Annotated in this window: 16 protein-coding genes; 10 read left to right on the top strand and 6 right to left on the bottom strand. The window is 75.1% G+C overall.

What is annotated here, in order from left to right; all coding sequences use genetic code 11:
* From ABZ801_RS39045 to ABZ801_RS39005, 9 genes are read left to right on the top strand one after another with little or no spacing between them, the layout of a single operon-like run.
* Positions 1 to 237, top strand: a complete 237-nt coding sequence (locus ABZ801_RS39045) for a recombinase-like helix-turn-helix domain-containing protein (RefSeq protein ID WP_360708318.1) — start codon at positions 1 to 3, stop codon at positions 235 to 237.
* On the top strand, positions 234 to 1,298 hold the full coding sequence (locus tag ABZ801_RS39040; RefSeq protein WP_360708315.1) for an aromatic ring-hydroxylating dioxygenase subunit alpha: 1,065 nt from the start codon (positions 234 to 236) through the stop codon (positions 1,296 to 1,298). The genes ABZ801_RS39045 and ABZ801_RS39040 overlap by 4 nt, the downstream gene beginning before the upstream one ends.
* Before the next feature lie 5 nt (positions 1,299 to 1,303).
* Positions 1,304 to 2,245, top strand: coding sequence for a VOC family protein (locus ABZ801_RS39035; protein WP_360708367.1), 942 nt, complete (start codon positions 1,304 to 1,306; stop codon positions 2,243 to 2,245).
* A complete protein-coding gene (locus ABZ801_RS39030) occupies positions 2,233 to 3,021 on the top strand; it encodes an aspartate dehydrogenase domain-containing protein (protein ID WP_360708312.1) in 789 nt (262 codons plus the stop codon). Before ABZ801_RS39035 ends, ABZ801_RS39030 begins: the two co-directional genes overlap by 13 nt.
* The gene (locus ABZ801_RS39025; protein WP_360708309.1) at positions 3,018 to 3,776 is read left to right on the top strand and encodes an alpha/beta hydrolase; all 759 of its coding nucleotides are present in this window, start codon (positions 3,018 to 3,020) and stop codon (positions 3,774 to 3,776) included. The genes ABZ801_RS39030 and ABZ801_RS39025 overlap by 4 nt, the downstream gene beginning before the upstream one ends.
* Entirely contained in the window at positions 3,773 to 4,525 is a 753-nt protein-coding gene (locus ABZ801_RS39020; RefSeq protein ID WP_344953649.1) for an SDR family oxidoreductase, read from the top strand. The genes ABZ801_RS39025 and ABZ801_RS39020 overlap by 4 nt, the downstream gene beginning before the upstream one ends.
* A gap of 38 nt (positions 4,526 to 4,563) precedes the next feature.
* Positions 4,564 to 5,346 carry an SDR family oxidoreductase gene (locus ABZ801_RS39015; protein ID WP_344953646.1) on the top strand — a complete coding sequence of 261 codons (783 nt, stop codon included), beginning with the start codon at positions 4,564 to 4,566 and terminating at the stop codon, positions 5,344 to 5,346.
* Complete coding sequence (locus tag ABZ801_RS39010) at positions 5,339 to 7,015, top strand: thiamine pyrophosphate-binding protein (protein WP_360708305.1); 1,677 nt, start codon at positions 5,339 to 5,341, stop codon at positions 7,013 to 7,015. Before ABZ801_RS39015 ends, ABZ801_RS39010 begins: the two co-directional genes overlap by 8 nt.
* Complete coding sequence (locus tag ABZ801_RS39005) at positions 7,015 to 7,749, top strand: dienelactone hydrolase family protein (RefSeq protein WP_360708302.1); 735 nt, start codon at positions 7,015 to 7,017, stop codon at positions 7,747 to 7,749. Before ABZ801_RS39010 ends, ABZ801_RS39005 begins: the two co-directional genes overlap by 1 nt.
* On the opposite strand, the gene ABZ801_RS39000 is transcribed toward ABZ801_RS39005, so the two are convergent.
* The 6 genes from ABZ801_RS39000 to ABZ801_RS38975 form a co-directional block, all read right to left on the bottom strand.
* Complete coding sequence (locus tag ABZ801_RS39000) at positions 7,715 to 8,209, bottom strand: hypothetical protein (RefSeq protein ID WP_360708299.1); 495 nt, start codon at positions 8,207 to 8,209, stop codon at positions 7,715 to 7,717. The genes ABZ801_RS39005 and ABZ801_RS39000 overlap by 35 nt on opposite strands.
* A gap of 58 nt (positions 8,210 to 8,267) precedes the next feature.
* Positions 8,268 to 9,014 carry an SDR family oxidoreductase gene (locus tag ABZ801_RS38995; RefSeq protein WP_360708296.1) on the bottom strand — a complete coding sequence of 249 codons (747 nt, stop codon included), beginning with the start codon at positions 9,012 to 9,014 and terminating at the stop codon, positions 8,268 to 8,270.
* A 17-nt stretch (positions 9,015 to 9,031) separates the two neighbouring features.
* A complete protein-coding gene (locus ABZ801_RS38990) occupies positions 9,032 to 9,790 on the bottom strand; it encodes an SDR family NAD(P)-dependent oxidoreductase (protein WP_360708293.1) in 759 nt (252 codons plus the stop codon).
* 66 nt (positions 9,791 to 9,856) lie between these two features.
* Complete coding sequence (locus ABZ801_RS38985; protein WP_360708290.1) at positions 9,857 to 11,185, bottom strand: MFS transporter; 1,329 nt, start codon at positions 11,183 to 11,185, stop codon at positions 9,857 to 9,859.
* Between the two features lie 238 nt (positions 11,186 to 11,423).
* Positions 11,424 to 12,299 (bottom strand): polysaccharide deacetylase, encoded by an 876-nt coding sequence (locus ABZ801_RS38980; RefSeq protein WP_344953628.1) that lies wholly within the window; start codon positions 12,297 to 12,299, stop codon positions 11,424 to 11,426.
* Between the two features lie 12 nt (positions 12,300 to 12,311).
* Positions 12,312 to 13,355, bottom strand: coding sequence for an asparaginase (locus ABZ801_RS38975; protein WP_360708286.1), 1,044 nt, complete (start codon positions 13,353 to 13,355; stop codon positions 12,312 to 12,314).
* A 186-nt stretch (positions 13,356 to 13,541) separates the two neighbouring features.
* On the opposite strand from ABZ801_RS38975, the gene ABZ801_RS38970 reads away from it, so the two are divergent.
* Complete coding sequence (locus tag ABZ801_RS38970) at positions 13,542 to 14,549, top strand: LacI family DNA-binding transcriptional regulator (RefSeq protein WP_360708283.1); 1,008 nt, start codon at positions 13,542 to 13,544, stop codon at positions 14,547 to 14,549.
* Positions 14,550 to 14,571 lie beyond the last annotated feature (22 nt).

The following is a 14,571-nucleotide window of genomic DNA, read 5'->3' as shown; positions in this document are numbered from 1 at the left end:
ATGACCATGGCCCTGCGGCTGGAGCCGGTACAGGCCCGCGCGCACGAGCCGACCAGCTACGAGGAGGCGCTCGCCGACGAGCTGGAGGCGATCTTCGGCCGTGGCGTGCACGACCTGCCGGGCCTGGTCGCCGCGCTGAACGAGACCGGCGTGCGGCCCGCCGACGGCGCCGACTGGACCGAGGAGTCGTTCCGGGCGGAGATCGCCCGGCTGGGCGCGAAGGAGCAGACGCGATGACGCACCCGTCCGGCAACCCCGCGCTCGACACCGTCGACGGCCTGGTCCGGCTCGGCCCGCGCAACCGCTGGTACGCGCTGTGCCGCTCGGACCTGGTGCGGCGCGGCCAGCTGACCCGCCTGCGCCGGCTCGGCGAGGACCTGCTGCTGTGGCGCGACTCGGCGGGCACGGTGCACGTCCAGGAGGACCGCTGCCCGCACCGCGGGGCGCGCCTGTCGCAGGGCGTCCACATGGGCGACCGGGTCGCCTGCAACTACCACGGCGTCCAGGTCGACGCGGACGGCGTGGTCGTGTCGGTGCCCGGCAGCCCCGGGTGCGCGCTGGAGGGCAAGCGGCGGCTGCGCACGTTCCCCGCCACCGAGCACGCGGACGCGGTGTTCGCGTGGTTCGGCGACCCGGAGGACGCCGCCCCGGTCCCGTTCGTCCCGCCGCTGGAGATCGCCGACGAGGAGTGGGAGCACTTCCTGGCCTACGTCGAGTGGGACGCGCCGTGGCTGTACTCGCTGGACAACCTCATGGACCCGATGCACGGGGCGTTCCTGCACCGCAAGTCGCACACCATGTCCGGCGGCAGGCGCGAGGCGGTGTTCCAGATCCGCGAGACCGACACCGGCTTCGTGTTCGAGAAGACCGACCAGGTCGGCGTCAACTTCGACTGGTCGGAGTGGATCGACACCGGCATGTACTGGGTGCGGCTGGAGATCCCGTACCCGGCGACGGCCGGGCCCGGCGGCCCGTTCCGGATCGTGTGCACCGCCACCCCCATCAACGAGACCCAGCACGCGGCGTTCTTCTGGCGCTGCCGCCGGGTCCAGGGCTGGGAGCGGGACGCCTGGCGCTTCCTGTACAAGACGCGGCTGGAGGCGCGGCACTGGGCCGTCCTGGAGCAGGACCGCCAGATGGAGGAGGCCATGCCGCTGGACGCCTGGGACCGCGAGAACCTCTACCAGCACGACCTGGCCCTGGTCCGACTGCGGCGGATCATGCGCTCGGAGGCGACGCGGCAGCTCGCCGCCCGGCAGGAACGCGCCGGCGCCGGACGCCGGGAGGTGCGCGCGTGAGCACCATGTCCCGGGCGGGCGGCGCGGCGGTCGCCGGGCCGGTCGCGCGGCTGCGGACGCTGCGGTCGGTGGCGCTGCGGTCGCCGGACGCCCGCCGGGCCGCCGAGTTCTACCAGCACGTGTGGGGCCTGGAGCCGGTCGAGCACGACGACGGCGTGGCGTGGCTGCGCGGCACCGGCCGCGAGCACCACATCCTGGAGATGCGCCAGGCCGAGCGCAACGCCCTCGGCAAGATCGCGTTCTCGGTGGCGACGCCCCGCGAGGTGGACGAGGCGGCGCGGCGGCTGGAGGCGCTGGGCGTGCCGCTGCTCGCCGGGCCGGGCCGTCTCGACCAGGCCGGCGGCGGGTACGGGCTGCGGTTCGCCGACCCGGAGAACCGGCTGATCGAGCTGTCGGCCGACGTGGAGGCCGTCGCGCCCCGCGACCCCGGCGGCCGCGAGGCCGTGCCCCGCAAGGTCGCGCACGTCGTGCTGAACACCGTCGACATCGACGCGGCCTGCGCGTTCTACACCACCGTGCTCGGGATGCGGATCTCCGACTGGTCCGAGCACCAGATGGCGTTCCTGCGCTGCAACAGCGACCACCACGTCATCGCGTTCAACCAGGCCGAGTGGACCTCGGTGAACCACGTGGCCTACGAGCTGCCGTCGGTCGACCACTTCATGCGCGGCATCGGGCGGCTGCGGCACCACGGCGTCACACCGCTGTGGGGACCGGGACGGCACGGCCCCGGCAACAACACCTTCTCCTACTTCGCCGACCCCGCCGGGCTGGTGTGCGAGTACACCTCCGAGGTGGAGCAGGTCGACGAGGACGCCTGGCTGTGCCGGGTGTGGCGGCGCGTTCCCGAGCTGTCGGACCTGTGGGGCACGGCGGGCCCGCCGTCCAAGGACGTGCGCCGTCACATGGCCGGGATCCCCGACCCGGGAGGGTGGTGGCAGAAGTGATCTCCGTCGCGGTGGTGGGGTGCGGCGCCATCGGCGGCGTCGTGGCCCGCGCCCTGCACGAGGGGGAGGTCGGCGGCGCACGCCTGGCCGGGGTGGTGGACCCCAACGGCACGCGCGGCCTGCCCGGGATGTCGCTGGAGGAGGCCCTCGCCGCGGCCGACCTGGTCGTGGAGGCCGCCGGGCAGGCGGTGCTCGCCGACGTCGGCCCGCGGGTCGTCGCGGCCGGCCGGGACCTGCTCGTCGTGTCGGTCGGCGCGCTCACCGACGACGCGCTGCTCGCCCGTCTGCACGGGGCGGGCGACGGCCGGGTGCACCTGGTGTCCGGCGCGGTCGGCGGCCTGGACATGCTGCGTTCGGCCGCCCGCATGGGGCCGTTCGAGACGGTGCGGATCGTCACCACCAAGAAGCCCGCCGGACTCGTCCAGCCGTGGATGAGCACGGCGGAGGCCGACCGGGTGCGGGCGACCGACCGGCCGCTGGAGGTGCGGCGCGGCCCCGCCCGCGAGATCGCCGCCGCCTTCCCCAGGTCGACGAACGTGGCGGCGGCCGTGGCGCTGGCCGTGGGCGACTGGGACGTGGTGGAGGCCGTGGTCGTGGCCGACCCGGCCGCCTCCCTCACCTCCCACGTGATCACCGCGTCCGGCGCGGCCGGCGAGTACCGGTTCGAGATCCGCAACCGGCCGTCCCCCGACAACCCGACCACCAGCCAGGTCGTCCCGTACGCGGTGCTGCGGGCCGTCGGCGACCTGGCCGCGCCCGGCGGGGCGTTCCGGTGAGGCCGCACACCGTCGTCCGGGGGACGCGCGGCACGCCGGTGCTGATGCTGCACGGGATCGGCGGATGCGCCGGCTCGTTCGACCCGCAGATGGAGGCGTTCGCCGCCGGGCACCGGGTCGTGGCGTGGGACGCGCCGGGCTACGCGCGTTCGGCCGACCCCGCGCGGGCGCCGGGGATGTCGGGGTACGCGGCGGCCGCCGCGTACCTGATCCCCGAGGGCGCGCACGTCGTGGGCGTGTCGTGGGGCGGGGTGATCGCCACCCGGCTGGCCGCCGAGCATCCCCGGCTGGTGCGGTCGCTGGTGCTGGTCGGCTCCTCCCGCGGCTCCGGCCGCACCCCCCAGGGGCGGGAGGCGATGCTCGCGCGCGCCGCCGACCTGGAGCGGCTGGGCCCGGAGGAGTTCGCGGCGCGGCGCGGGCCGCGCCTGGTGTCGCCCGACGCCCCCGCCGAGCTGGTGGACCGGGTGGTGACCGCGATGGCGCGGTCGGTCAGGCTGCCCGGTTACGCCTATGCGGCCGCCTCGATGGCCGACACCGACCACAGCGACGTGCTCGGTGCGCTCACCGTCCCGGCCCTGGTCGTCGTGGGGGACCGCGACACCGTCACGGGACCGGCCGAGAGCGGGGCCATCGCGGCGGCCCTTCCACACGCCCGCCTGGAGGTGCTGGCCGGCGCCGGGCACGTGGCCAACCAGCAGCGGCCGGACGAGTTCAACCGCGTCGTCCTGCGGTTCCTCAGGGAGGTGGAGCAGTGATCGGAGACCTGGCCGGACGGCTCGTCGTCGTCACCGGCGCCGGCCGCGGCCTCGGCCTGGCGATCGCGCGGGCGGTGGGCGAGGCCGGGGCGCGCGTCGTGGTCGCCGAACGCGACGGCGACCGGGCCGCGTCCGCCGTCGCCGCCCTGACCGGCGACGGCATCGAGGCGCACCGCGTCGACACCGACGTGGCCGACGCCGCGTCCGTCGCCGCGCTGGCCGCCGCGCTCGAACCGCTGGGACCGGTCGACGCCCTGGTCAACAACGCCGCGCTCGCCGACGGCGTGGGCGGCAGGCCGTTCCACGACATCGACGTGGCCCAGTGGGACGCGGTAATGAACGTCAACGTGCGCGGGACCTGGCTGGTGTCGCGGGCGCTGTGGCCGCTGCTGCGCCGCCCCGGCGGCCGCATCGTCAACCTTGCGTCCGACGCGGCGTTCTACGGGTCGCCGCGGCTGGCGCACTACGTCACGTCCAAGAGCGCCATCGTGGGGATGACGCGGGCGATGGCGCGGGACGCCGGTCCCTCCGACGTCACCGTCAACGCGGTCGCGCCCGGCCTGACGCTGGGCGAGGCGGCCGAGCGCATCCCCGAGGAGCGGCACGAGCTGTACCGCCTCAACCGCGCCCTGACCCGGCCGCAGCGGCCCGGCGACCTCACCGGCGCCGTGCTGTTCCTGCTGTCGGACGCCGCCTCGTACATCACCGGGCAGACCCTGGTCGTCGACGGCGGCTTCGTCTTCACCTGATCTCCGCCCCCCTTTTTTTCGCACGCCTGAGGAGAACGATGGATCTCGGCCTGGCCGGACGGGCCTACGCCGTCACCGGCGCCAGTTCCGGCGTCGGGCTGGCCACCGCCGCGCTGCTGCTGGCCGACGGCGCCCACGTGGCCGCCTGCGCCCGCGACGCCGACCGCCTCGCCGCCGCGCTGGACCCGCTGCCGCGCGCGGGCGGCGCCCGGGTGCACGCCCGCGCCTGCGACGTGCTGGACGCCGACGCGGTCGCCGCGTTCGTCGACGGCGCGGCCGCCGACCTCGGCCGCCTCGACGGCGTGGTCAACAACGCGGGCCGCTCGCTGATGGCGCCGGTCGCCGCCACCACGCCCGAGCAGTGGCGCGCGGAACTCGACCTGAAGATCTTCAGTGTGCTGCACACGGTGCGCGCCGCCGAGCCGCACCTGCGCCGCTCCGACGCGCCCGCGATCGTCAACGTCAACGCGATCCTGGCGCGCCAGCCCGAACCGCGGCTGGCCGCCACCTCGGCCGCCCGCGCCGCCCTGCTCAACCTCAGCCGCACCCTCGCCGCCGACCTGGCGCCGATCCGCGTCAACTCCGTCTGCCTCGGCCTGATCGACACCGGCCAGTGGCGGCGCCGCTACGAGTCCTCGGGCACGGACGCCTCCTACGAGGAGTGGTCGGCGGGCATCGCCGCGGAACGGGGCATCGCGCTCGGCCGGTTCGGCCGGGCCGAGGAGGTCGCCCACGCCATCGTCGCGCTGCTGTCGCCGCGCGCCTCGTACATCACCGGATCGTCCCTGGACGTCGGCGGAGGAGTCGCCCGCTATGCCTGACCACGCTCCCGACCAAGCCCGCGACCGCGCCCCCGGCGGTACCCCCGACGGAGGGGACCTGCTCGTGCGGGTGCTGCGCGAGCACGGGGTCGACACCGTGTACGGGGTCGTCAGCGTCCACAACCTGCCGCTGGTGGAGGCGGTGGCGCGGGACCTGCGGTTCGTGGCCGTGCGGCACGAGGCCGCCGCGGTCAACGCCGCCGACGGCCACGCCCGCGCCTCGGGCGGCCTGGGCTGCGCGCTGACCAGCACCGGGACCGGCGCGGGCAACGCCGCCGGATCGATGATCGAGGCGCTGGCGGCCGGGAGCCGCGTCCTGCACGTCACCGGCAACATCGACAGCCCCTACCTCGGCCAGGGACGCGGCGTCATCCACGAGACCAAGGACCAGCTCGGCATGCTGACCGCCGTCTCCAAGCACGCCGCCGCCGTCACGTCCGCCGAGACCGCCGGGACGGTGCTCCGCGAAGCCGCCCGGAAGGCCCTCGCCCTGCCCCACGGCCCGGTCAGCGTGGAATGGCCCATCGACCTCCAGTACGCCCCCCAGCCGCAGGAACACGCCAGCCCGTGGGAACGCCCTCGGCCGCCGGCCCTGCCGGAGGAGGGACTCGACGAGGCGGTGCGCCTGGTCGGCTCGGCCCGCCGTCCCGTCATCTGGGCCGGGGGCGGCGCCCGTGAGGCGGGGGAGCCGCTGCGCGCGCTCGCCGAGCTGCTGGGCGCCCCCGTCTTCACGTCCAATGCCGGACGAGGCTCCATCCCCGAGGACCACGACCTCGTCATCGGGAACTTCGCGACCAGCCCCGCCGCCGCGCCGCTGCTCGCCGCCGCCGACCTCCTGCTGAGCATCGGCACGCACTTCCGTTCCAACGAGACCCGGCACTACAAGCTCGCGCTGCCCGAACGCCACGTGCAGATAGACGTCGACCCCGCCGCGCTGGGCCGCGCCTACCCCGTCACGCTCGGAGTCCGCGGCGAGGCGTCACGCGTGCTCGCCGCGCTCGCCGACGCCGTCACTCCGGCCACCGAGGACGGCTGGCGCGAGCGGGGCGTGGCGACACGGCGCGCGGTGCGGCAGAAGCTGCGCGCCGACATCGGCCCGTACGCGCTCATCTGCGACGCCATACGCCGGCACCTCGACCCGCGGTCGCCCATCGCGCGCGACGTGACGATCCCCTCCAGCCAATGGGGCAACCGGCTCCTGCCCATCCTGGACCCGGCCACCAACGTGTTCCCCCTGGGCGGTGGCATCGGGCAGGGCCTGGCCATGGGCATCGGCGCCGCGCTGGCCCGTCCGGACGTGCCGTCGCTGGTCATGGCGGGGGACGGCGGCCTGTCGGTGCACCTCGGGGAACTCGCCACGCTCGCCCAGGAACGCCCCTGGCTGGTGCTCCTGGTGTTCAACGACGGCGGCTACGGCGTCCTGCGCAACATGCAGGACGCCCACATGGGACGCCGGTCGGGCGTGGACCTGTTCACCCCCGACTTCTCCGCCCTCGCCGCGGCCACGGCCATGCCGTACGCCCTCGTCCAGCACGCCGAGGAATTCGACGAGGCGTTCGCCAAGGCCGTGGCCGCACGCCAGCCCTACCTGCTGGAAGTGGACGTGACCGCCGTCGGCCCCACCCCCGTGCCGTTCGTGCCGCCCGTCGCCCTTCCCAAGGGGCGCTGATGGGTGAACACCACCTGTCCCACGGCCCGGCCAACAGGGGACGGTACGTCCTGCAGACCGCGGCCCCGCTGTTCGTGCGGGAGCCCGTGGGCGCCCCGCGCGGCGCGGTCATCGTGCTGCACGACGTGTTCGGCGTGACCGACTACGCCGAGGAGGCGTGCCGCCGCCTCGCCCGCGGCGGCTGGCTCGCGGTGTCGCCGTACCTCTACTACGAGCACGGCGGCCCCGCGTTCGACGCCACGGAACTGCCCGTGGCGCGCGGCGAGATGACCCGGCTGACTGCCGAAGGGCTGGCGGCGGACATCGCGGGCGCCCGCGACTACCTGACCGGACGCCGGGGCACGCCCGCCCCCGCCGTGCTCGGATTCAGCATGGGCGGCTACTTGGCCACGTGGGCCGCCGCCCACCACGACCTGGCGGGCGCGGTCGCCGTCAGCCCCAGCGGCGTGGAACACGCGCCCTGGGCCGGCATGGCACCCCTCGAACTGCTCGTGGCGGACCGCCGGGCGCCCTGGCTGGGCGTCCTGGGCCGCGACGACCGGCGGCTTCCGCCCGACGCCCCCGAACGGCTGCGCCTCGCCGCCGCCGCGTCCGGCCCCCACGCCTCGGTCGCGCTGCTCCCCGAGGCGGGGCACGGCTTCTACCGGACGGGACGTCCCGGCCACGCCCCGCACGCAGACACCGAGGCATGGCGCCGCATCACCGCGTTCCTGGCCCGGTTCGCCGCCCCCTGAGCCCCGCGGCCACCTCCAGCCAACCGGCGAGGCTCCGCGCCCCGGCCGTGGCCGCGACGCACGCCGTCTCCGGCGGCGGGCCGGAACCGCACGGGGCGACGTGCACGTCGGACGGGGTCACCGTCAGCGTGAACCGCGCGGTCGTGATCGTGGCGGAGAATCCGGCGTGGCGCAGCGCGGCGGCCCAAACCGCCAGGGCGTGACCGGACGCGTCGTCCGGGAGGCGCGCCGTCGTGGACGCGTCGCCGGGTTCGGCGGCGACCAGCGGGCCGTAACGGCCGGTCATCGTGGCCACGGCCTCGTCCAGCGAACGGGCGAAGCGCAGGCCGTCGGGGGCGGCCAGGCGCCAGCCGCCGCCCGGCCACGGGGCCGCCTTCACGCGCCGCAGGCGAGGCGACGGCGCGCGGGCCAGCAGGGCGGCCAGCGCGCGCTGCCGCCGGATCGCCCCGCCCCCGTCCAACGGGGCGATCCGTTCCGTCCAGGTGGCGGCCGAGCCGCACATTCCGCACACGGCGCGCCTACGGCATCACGTCGCCGCAGTTGGGGCCGAGCGTCTGCCCGGTGTAGAGGTTGCCGCCCGGGTCCGAGGCCAGCAGGACGGCGGTCGGCGCGACCTCCTCCGGCCTGCCGAAGCGGCCCAGCGGAAGCTCGGCCTCCTTGGCCGCCTGCCATTGGGGGCTCAGCCCGTCGATCAGCGGCGTCACGATCGGGCCGGGCGCGATCGCGTTGACCAGCACGCCGTGCCGCGACACCTCCCGCGCCAGCGCCTTGGTGAAGCCGATCACCCCGGCCTTGGCCGCCGAGTAGTGCGTCAGCCCCTCACCGCCCTTGAGCCCCAGCTGGGACGACACGTTGATGACCCGGCCGCCGCCCGCCGCGACCATGTGCGGGACGACGTAGCGGCAGCACAGGAACACGCTGCGCAGGTCGACCTCCAGCAGCCGGTCCCAGGTGGCGGGGTCCATCTCGACCAGCGGCACCTCGCTGAGGATGCCCGCGCAGTTGACCAGCACGTCGATGCCGCCATGCGCGTCGATCGCCTCCTCGGCCAGAGCGCGGACGGCGGCCGCGTCGCTGACGTCCACCGTGTGACGGGTGACGGCGGCGCCCGCGGGCAGTTCGCCGGCGACCGCCGCCAGCCCGTCGCCGTCCAGGTCCGCCAGGGCCAGTGCGGCACCGGCCTCGGCGTAGGCGCGGGCGATGGCGGCGCCGATGCCGCTGGCGGCCCCGGTGATCAGGGCGCGGCGTCCGTTGAGGACCGTCATGTCTTCCTCCACAGGGGTCAGTCCGGGAACCGGACGGTCAGGCCGCCGTCCACCACGAGCTGCTGGCCGGTGACGTAGGCGGCGTCGTCGGAGGTCAGGAAGCGGATCGCGGTCGCGACCTCCGACGCGCGGCCCACCCGTCCCGCCGGGATGCCCCGGGCGGCCGCGCGCAGCCCCTCGGGGCCGAGCGAGTTGCGCTCGTCCAGCGACTGCGGCGTCTCGATCAGCCCGGGGATGAGCGCGTTGACGCGGATGCCGCGCGGCGCCAGCTCCACCGCCAGCGACCGCACCAGCCCCAGCACGCCCGCCTTGGCCGCCGCGTAGTGGGCGTGGTCGTCCCACCCGTACACGCCTCCGGCGATGGAGGAGATCGCGACCATCGCGCCGCCCTGCTCCATCGCCGCGGCGGCGGACCGGAACACCCGCAGCACGCCGGTGAGGTCGACGCCGAGCATGTCGTCCCAGCGCTCGTCGGTGAGCTCGGCGAGCGGGGCGCGGCGCAGGACGCCCGCGGCCGCCACCGCGATGTCCAGGCGCCCGAAGGTGTCGACGGCGGTGCGGACCATCGCCTCGACCGCCGCCGAGTCGCGCACGTCGGCGGGCACGGCGACCGCCCGGCCGCCCAGCGCGGCCACCTCGTCCACGACCACCTGCGGGTCGTGCGGGTCGCCCGGGTGGTAGCCGATCACGCTGGCCACGCCCGCCCGGGCGTAGGCGGCGGCGAGCGCGCGGCCGATGCCGCTGGCCCCGCCGCTGATCACGGCGACTTTCGTCATGGGTACAGCTCCTCGCGATTGGTTGGTGGCGGGGCCGGGCCGGGCGGGCCCGGCCCCGAAGCCGCGTCACGCCGCCGGCGAGCCGGCGGGGGCGGGCCGCCCGGCCGGACGGCGCAGGTCCTGGTCGACGCGGCGGGTGCCGAGCATGACCACGCCGGACAGGAAGATCCCCACGGCGCCGGCGAAGAACGCCGCCGTCCCCATCGACAGCTCGGCGCCCAGCAGCACCGACAGCACCGCGGACCCGGCGATCGCGCCGATCGGGCCCATGATGTGCGCGGTGTTCGGGCCGATGCCGCGCACCTTGGCCGGGTAGGACTCGCCCATGTAGAACAGCAGCGCCGCGTACGGGCCGAGCAGGAAGAACAGGCCCAACATGTACAGCGGGACGACGAACGCCGCCGACGACGGGCCGACCAGCATCAGCGTCATGGCCACGCCGCCCAGCAGCCAGCCGACGATGATCGTCGGGCGGCGGCCGACGCGGTCGCCGACGTAGCCGTGGGTGATGTACCCGGCGAACCCGGCGGCGTTGGCGAGGATCAGCACCAGCAGCGCGCTGTCGAACGACACGCCCTTGGCCTCGGTGAGCACGGTGGTGCCGAGCACGGAGAACACCTGGATGCCCATCCAGTTCAGCAGCCACGCCGCCGACAGGCAGACGGTGTGCCGGCGCAACTGCGGGGCGAAGATGTCGCGCAGCCGGCCCGCCTCACCGGTGTCGACGCCCGCCGCCCGGGCCAGCGCGACGGCCTCGGACTCGCGGCCCTCGGCGCGCAGCTCGCGCACCCGCCGCAGGTTGACGAAGGTGGGGGACTCCGGCAGCCGCCGCACCAGCACGACGATCACCAGGGCCGGGAAGGTGGCGATCAGGAACACCCCGTGCCAGCCGAGCGTGGACAGCAGCAGCGCCGACACCAGCGCCGACAGCAGCGCGCCGACCGGCCATCCCGACTGCACGAAGCTGTACATGAAACCGCGGCGCCGGTTGTTCCCGTACACCTCGTTGAGGTAGACGCTGTTGACGACCTCCTCCGAGTAGCCCAGGCCGGACAGCGCCCGGATGAGGATCATGGACAGCTTGCCGCCCGCCAGCGCGGTCAGCCCGGACACGATCGCGGCGCCCGCGGTGGTGACGGCCAGGGCGTTGCGGCGGCCCCAGCGGTCCAGCATCGGCCCGACGGCCAGCGAGACGACGAACGTGCCCAGGGTGATCCAGGTGGACACGTTCGTGGCGGTGCTGGAACTCCAGCCGTAGTCGTCGGAGATGGCGGGCAGCAGGGTGCCGAACAGCGTGAAGTCGAACACGCTGAACACCCAGGCGAAGAAGCAGACGATGGAGACGCGGCGCACGGCCGCCGGGGCGAGCGGCTCGCCCCCGGGGGGCAGAGACACGGAGTTTCCGGACATGGGCAGCCTTCGTGACAGGGAGGAGGGAAGGGAGGGCGCGGCTCGCCGCTGAGCCACGGAGATGCGGGGAGCGGGGCGGTACGGGACCGGCGCGGAGGGGGCGGATCCGCTGCGACGGGGTTGAGGGAAGGGAAGGCGTGGCTCGCCGCTGAGCCACGGAGAAGCGGGGGAGCGGGCGGTACGGGACCCGGCGCGGACGGGGCGGAACCGCGCCGGGCGCGGGTCAGCGGGGGTTGCGCCGGGCGAAGTCGTCGGCGATCTCGTCGAAGGTGACCCAGCGGACGCCGCTGTGCCGGTTGATGTGCTCGATGATGCGCTCGTGCATGAGGAGGGTCTGCGGACGGCCCGACACGTCCGGGTGGATCGTCATCGTGAACACCGCGTAGTCGCACTCGCGGTGCACCCAGTCGAACTGGTCCAGCCACATCTGCTCGATGTCGCGCGGGTTGACGAAGCCGTGGCTGTTCGGGCTGGCCTTGACGAACATCATCGGCGGCAGGTCGTCCAGGTACCAGGACGCGGGGATCTCGATGAGCGCGGTCTCCTCGCCGCGCTCCAGCGGCCGCATCCACTCCTCGGCCGGCCGGTCGTAGTCGATCTTCGTCCAGGAGTCGCCGACGCGGACATAGTACGGCTCGAAGTCGCGGTGCATCAGCGAGTGGTCGTACTTGATGCCGCGCTCCAGCAGCAGTTCGTTGGTGACCGGCGAGAACTCCCACCAGGGCGCGACGTAACCGGTGGGACGCCGGCCCGCGCGGCCCTCGATCAGCTCGATGGAGCGGTCCAGGATCGCGGCCTCCTGCGCCCGGCTCATCGCGATCGGGTTCTCGTGGCTGTAGCCGTGCGCGCCGATCTCGTGCCCGGCCGCCACGCAGGCGTCGAACTCCCCGGGGAACGTCTCGATCGAGTGGCCCGGCCAGAACCAGGTGGACGGCAGCTCGTACCGGCGGAACAGCTCCAGCAGGCGCGGCACGCCGACCTCGCCGGCGAACAGGCCGCGTGAGATGTCGCAGGGGGAGTCCTCCCCGCCGTACGACCCGAGCCAGCCGCCCACCGCGTCGACGTCCACGCCGTACGCGACCAGGATTTCCTTTGCCATGTTCTCCCTCTCTCAGACGGTTTCGGTCGTCAGGGACCGCGCGGATGACGCGGGGCGGCTGAGCGCCCCCGCCTCGACGAGCCAGGTCTCGCAGCGCCCGGCCACCACCGCCGGGGACGCGGACGGGGCGCCCGCGATGGCCGCCGCCAGCAGCAGCCGTGCCTGCCAGGGCGACAGGTCCCCGGCGAACAGCGCCCCCGCGGCGGCCAGGTCGGCGCCGCCTCCGGCGTAGAGGCCGACCACGGCGCCCTCGCCGACGCGGCTGGCGACCGCCACCGGGATGCCTTCCCGCAGCAGGTCGAGGCACGCGGCCGTCGTCTCGGGGGTGGCGTTCCCGGCGCCGAACCCGGCGATCACGACGCCCCGGGCGCCCGCGTCCCGGGCCGCGCGCACGGCGGTGGCGTCGGCGCCGAGGTACTGCGGGACGACGTCGACCCGCGGCAGGTCGGTGTGGTGCCCGGTCAGCAGCGGCCGGGGCAGCGCCGGGACGGCGTGCGGCCGCACCCCCGCCTCGTCCACCCGGGCCAGGGGGCCGCGTCCCGGCGCGGCGAACGCGGCCAGGGACAGGGTGCTGACCTTGCGGACCCCGGTGGCGGGCCACACCCGGTCGTCGAAGGCCACCGTCACGCCGGTGCCGCGGGCGGCGTCGGACGCGGCCCAGCGCAGCGCCGCCGCCAGGTTGCGCGGGCCGTCCGCGACGGGGTCGCCGAACGGCCGCTGCGCCCCCGTCAGCACCACCGGCACGGCCGAGTCGTGCGCCAGGCCCAGCAGGAACGCGACCTCCTCCAGCGTGTCGGTGCCGTGCGTGACGACGACGCCGTCGGCGGCGCGGGCCGCGTCGCGCACCTCGGCGGACAGCGCCAGCGCGTCGGCGACCGAGGCGGCGAAGCTGACCGTCCGGCGCAGCTCGCGCACCTCGACGCGCACGTCCGGGTCCGTCCACACGGCCCGGGACGCCGCCAGCAGGTCCGCGGTGGACACGCCCACCCGCCTGCCGCCCGGCGCGTCGGTGGTGGCGATGGTCCCGCCGGTCCCCACCAGGATCAGTTGACGCACACACCCTCCCCGAGGTCCGCTAACGTTTGCGCTAACGATTGCGTACATAGTGGAGACCGCAACGGCGCACGTCAACCCCCTGAACGGGGCCGGAACACGGAATTAACACCGCCGCATAGGGGGCGTAACGGGCGACGTCGCCGTCGGCCACAATGTGGAGGGACGTCCGCCCCGAAGGAGATCCCCTTGCCCGACCGACCCCGGCTGTCCGACGTGGCGCGCGCCGCCGGCGTGCACACCACCACCGTGTCGCGGGCCCTGCGGGGCAGCGAGGGCGTGGGCGAGGAGACCGCCGAGCGGATCCGCCGCGTGGCCGCCGAGCTCGGCTACGCCCCCCACCCGGCGGCCACCAGCCTGCGGACCGGACGCTCCCGCATGATCGGGGTGGTGGTCCCGCGCCTGACCGACATCGTGCTCGCCACGATCTACGAGGGCATCGAGGAGGGCGCGGCCGCCGCCGGATACCAGACCGTCGTCGCCAACAGCGGTGACGACGTCGCCACCCAGCGGCTGCGCACCGAGACGCTGCTGGGCATGCGCGTGGACGGCCTCATCCTCGGCGACGCCCGCACCGACTCCGACCTGGTGCACGACCTGCGGGAACAGGGCGTCAAGGTGGTGCTGACGTCCCGGCGGCTGCCCGGCGCCGTGTCGGTCACCTGCGACGACCTGGAGGGCGGCCGCCTGGCCGGACGGCACCTGCTGGCCCTCGGCCACCGCCGGGTCGGGATCATCGCCGGGCAGCCGTACGCGTCCACGGGCGTCGAACGCACCCTGGGCTTCCGCGAGGTCTACGCCGAGGCGGGCGTGCCCGTCCCCGACGAGTACGTGCTGACCTCGCCGTTCGACGCCGAGGGCGGGCGGCGCGCCGCCGAGGCCCTGCTCGCGCTCGACCCGCGCCCCACCGCCCTGTACGCGGTGAACGACTTCGCCGCCATCGGCGCCATGGGCACGATCCGCGCCGCGGGCCTGCGGGTCGGCGAGGACGTCTCGGTCGTCGGCTACAACGACGTGTCGATCGCCGCCGACCTGCCGGTGTCCCTGACCACCGTCCGCTCGCCCATGCGCGAGATGGGGTGCGCCGCCGCCGCGTCCATCATCAGGCTCATCGAGGGGGGCACCTCCCGGTCCCGCCGCCTGGCGCCCACCCTGGTCGAACGCGACTCCAGCCGCCCCGCCCCGCGGGACCGCTGAAAATTCTTCCGGGGAGGTGTCG

The organism is Actinomadura sp. NPDC047616 (genome assembly GCF_040642915.1).
GTDB lineage: Bacteria > Actinomycetota > Actinomycetes > Streptosporangiales > Streptosporangiaceae > Spirillospora > Spirillospora miaoliensis.
The sequence above is the reverse complement of the archived record's forward strand: the minus strand, read 5'-3'. Positions and strand labels throughout refer to the sequence as shown.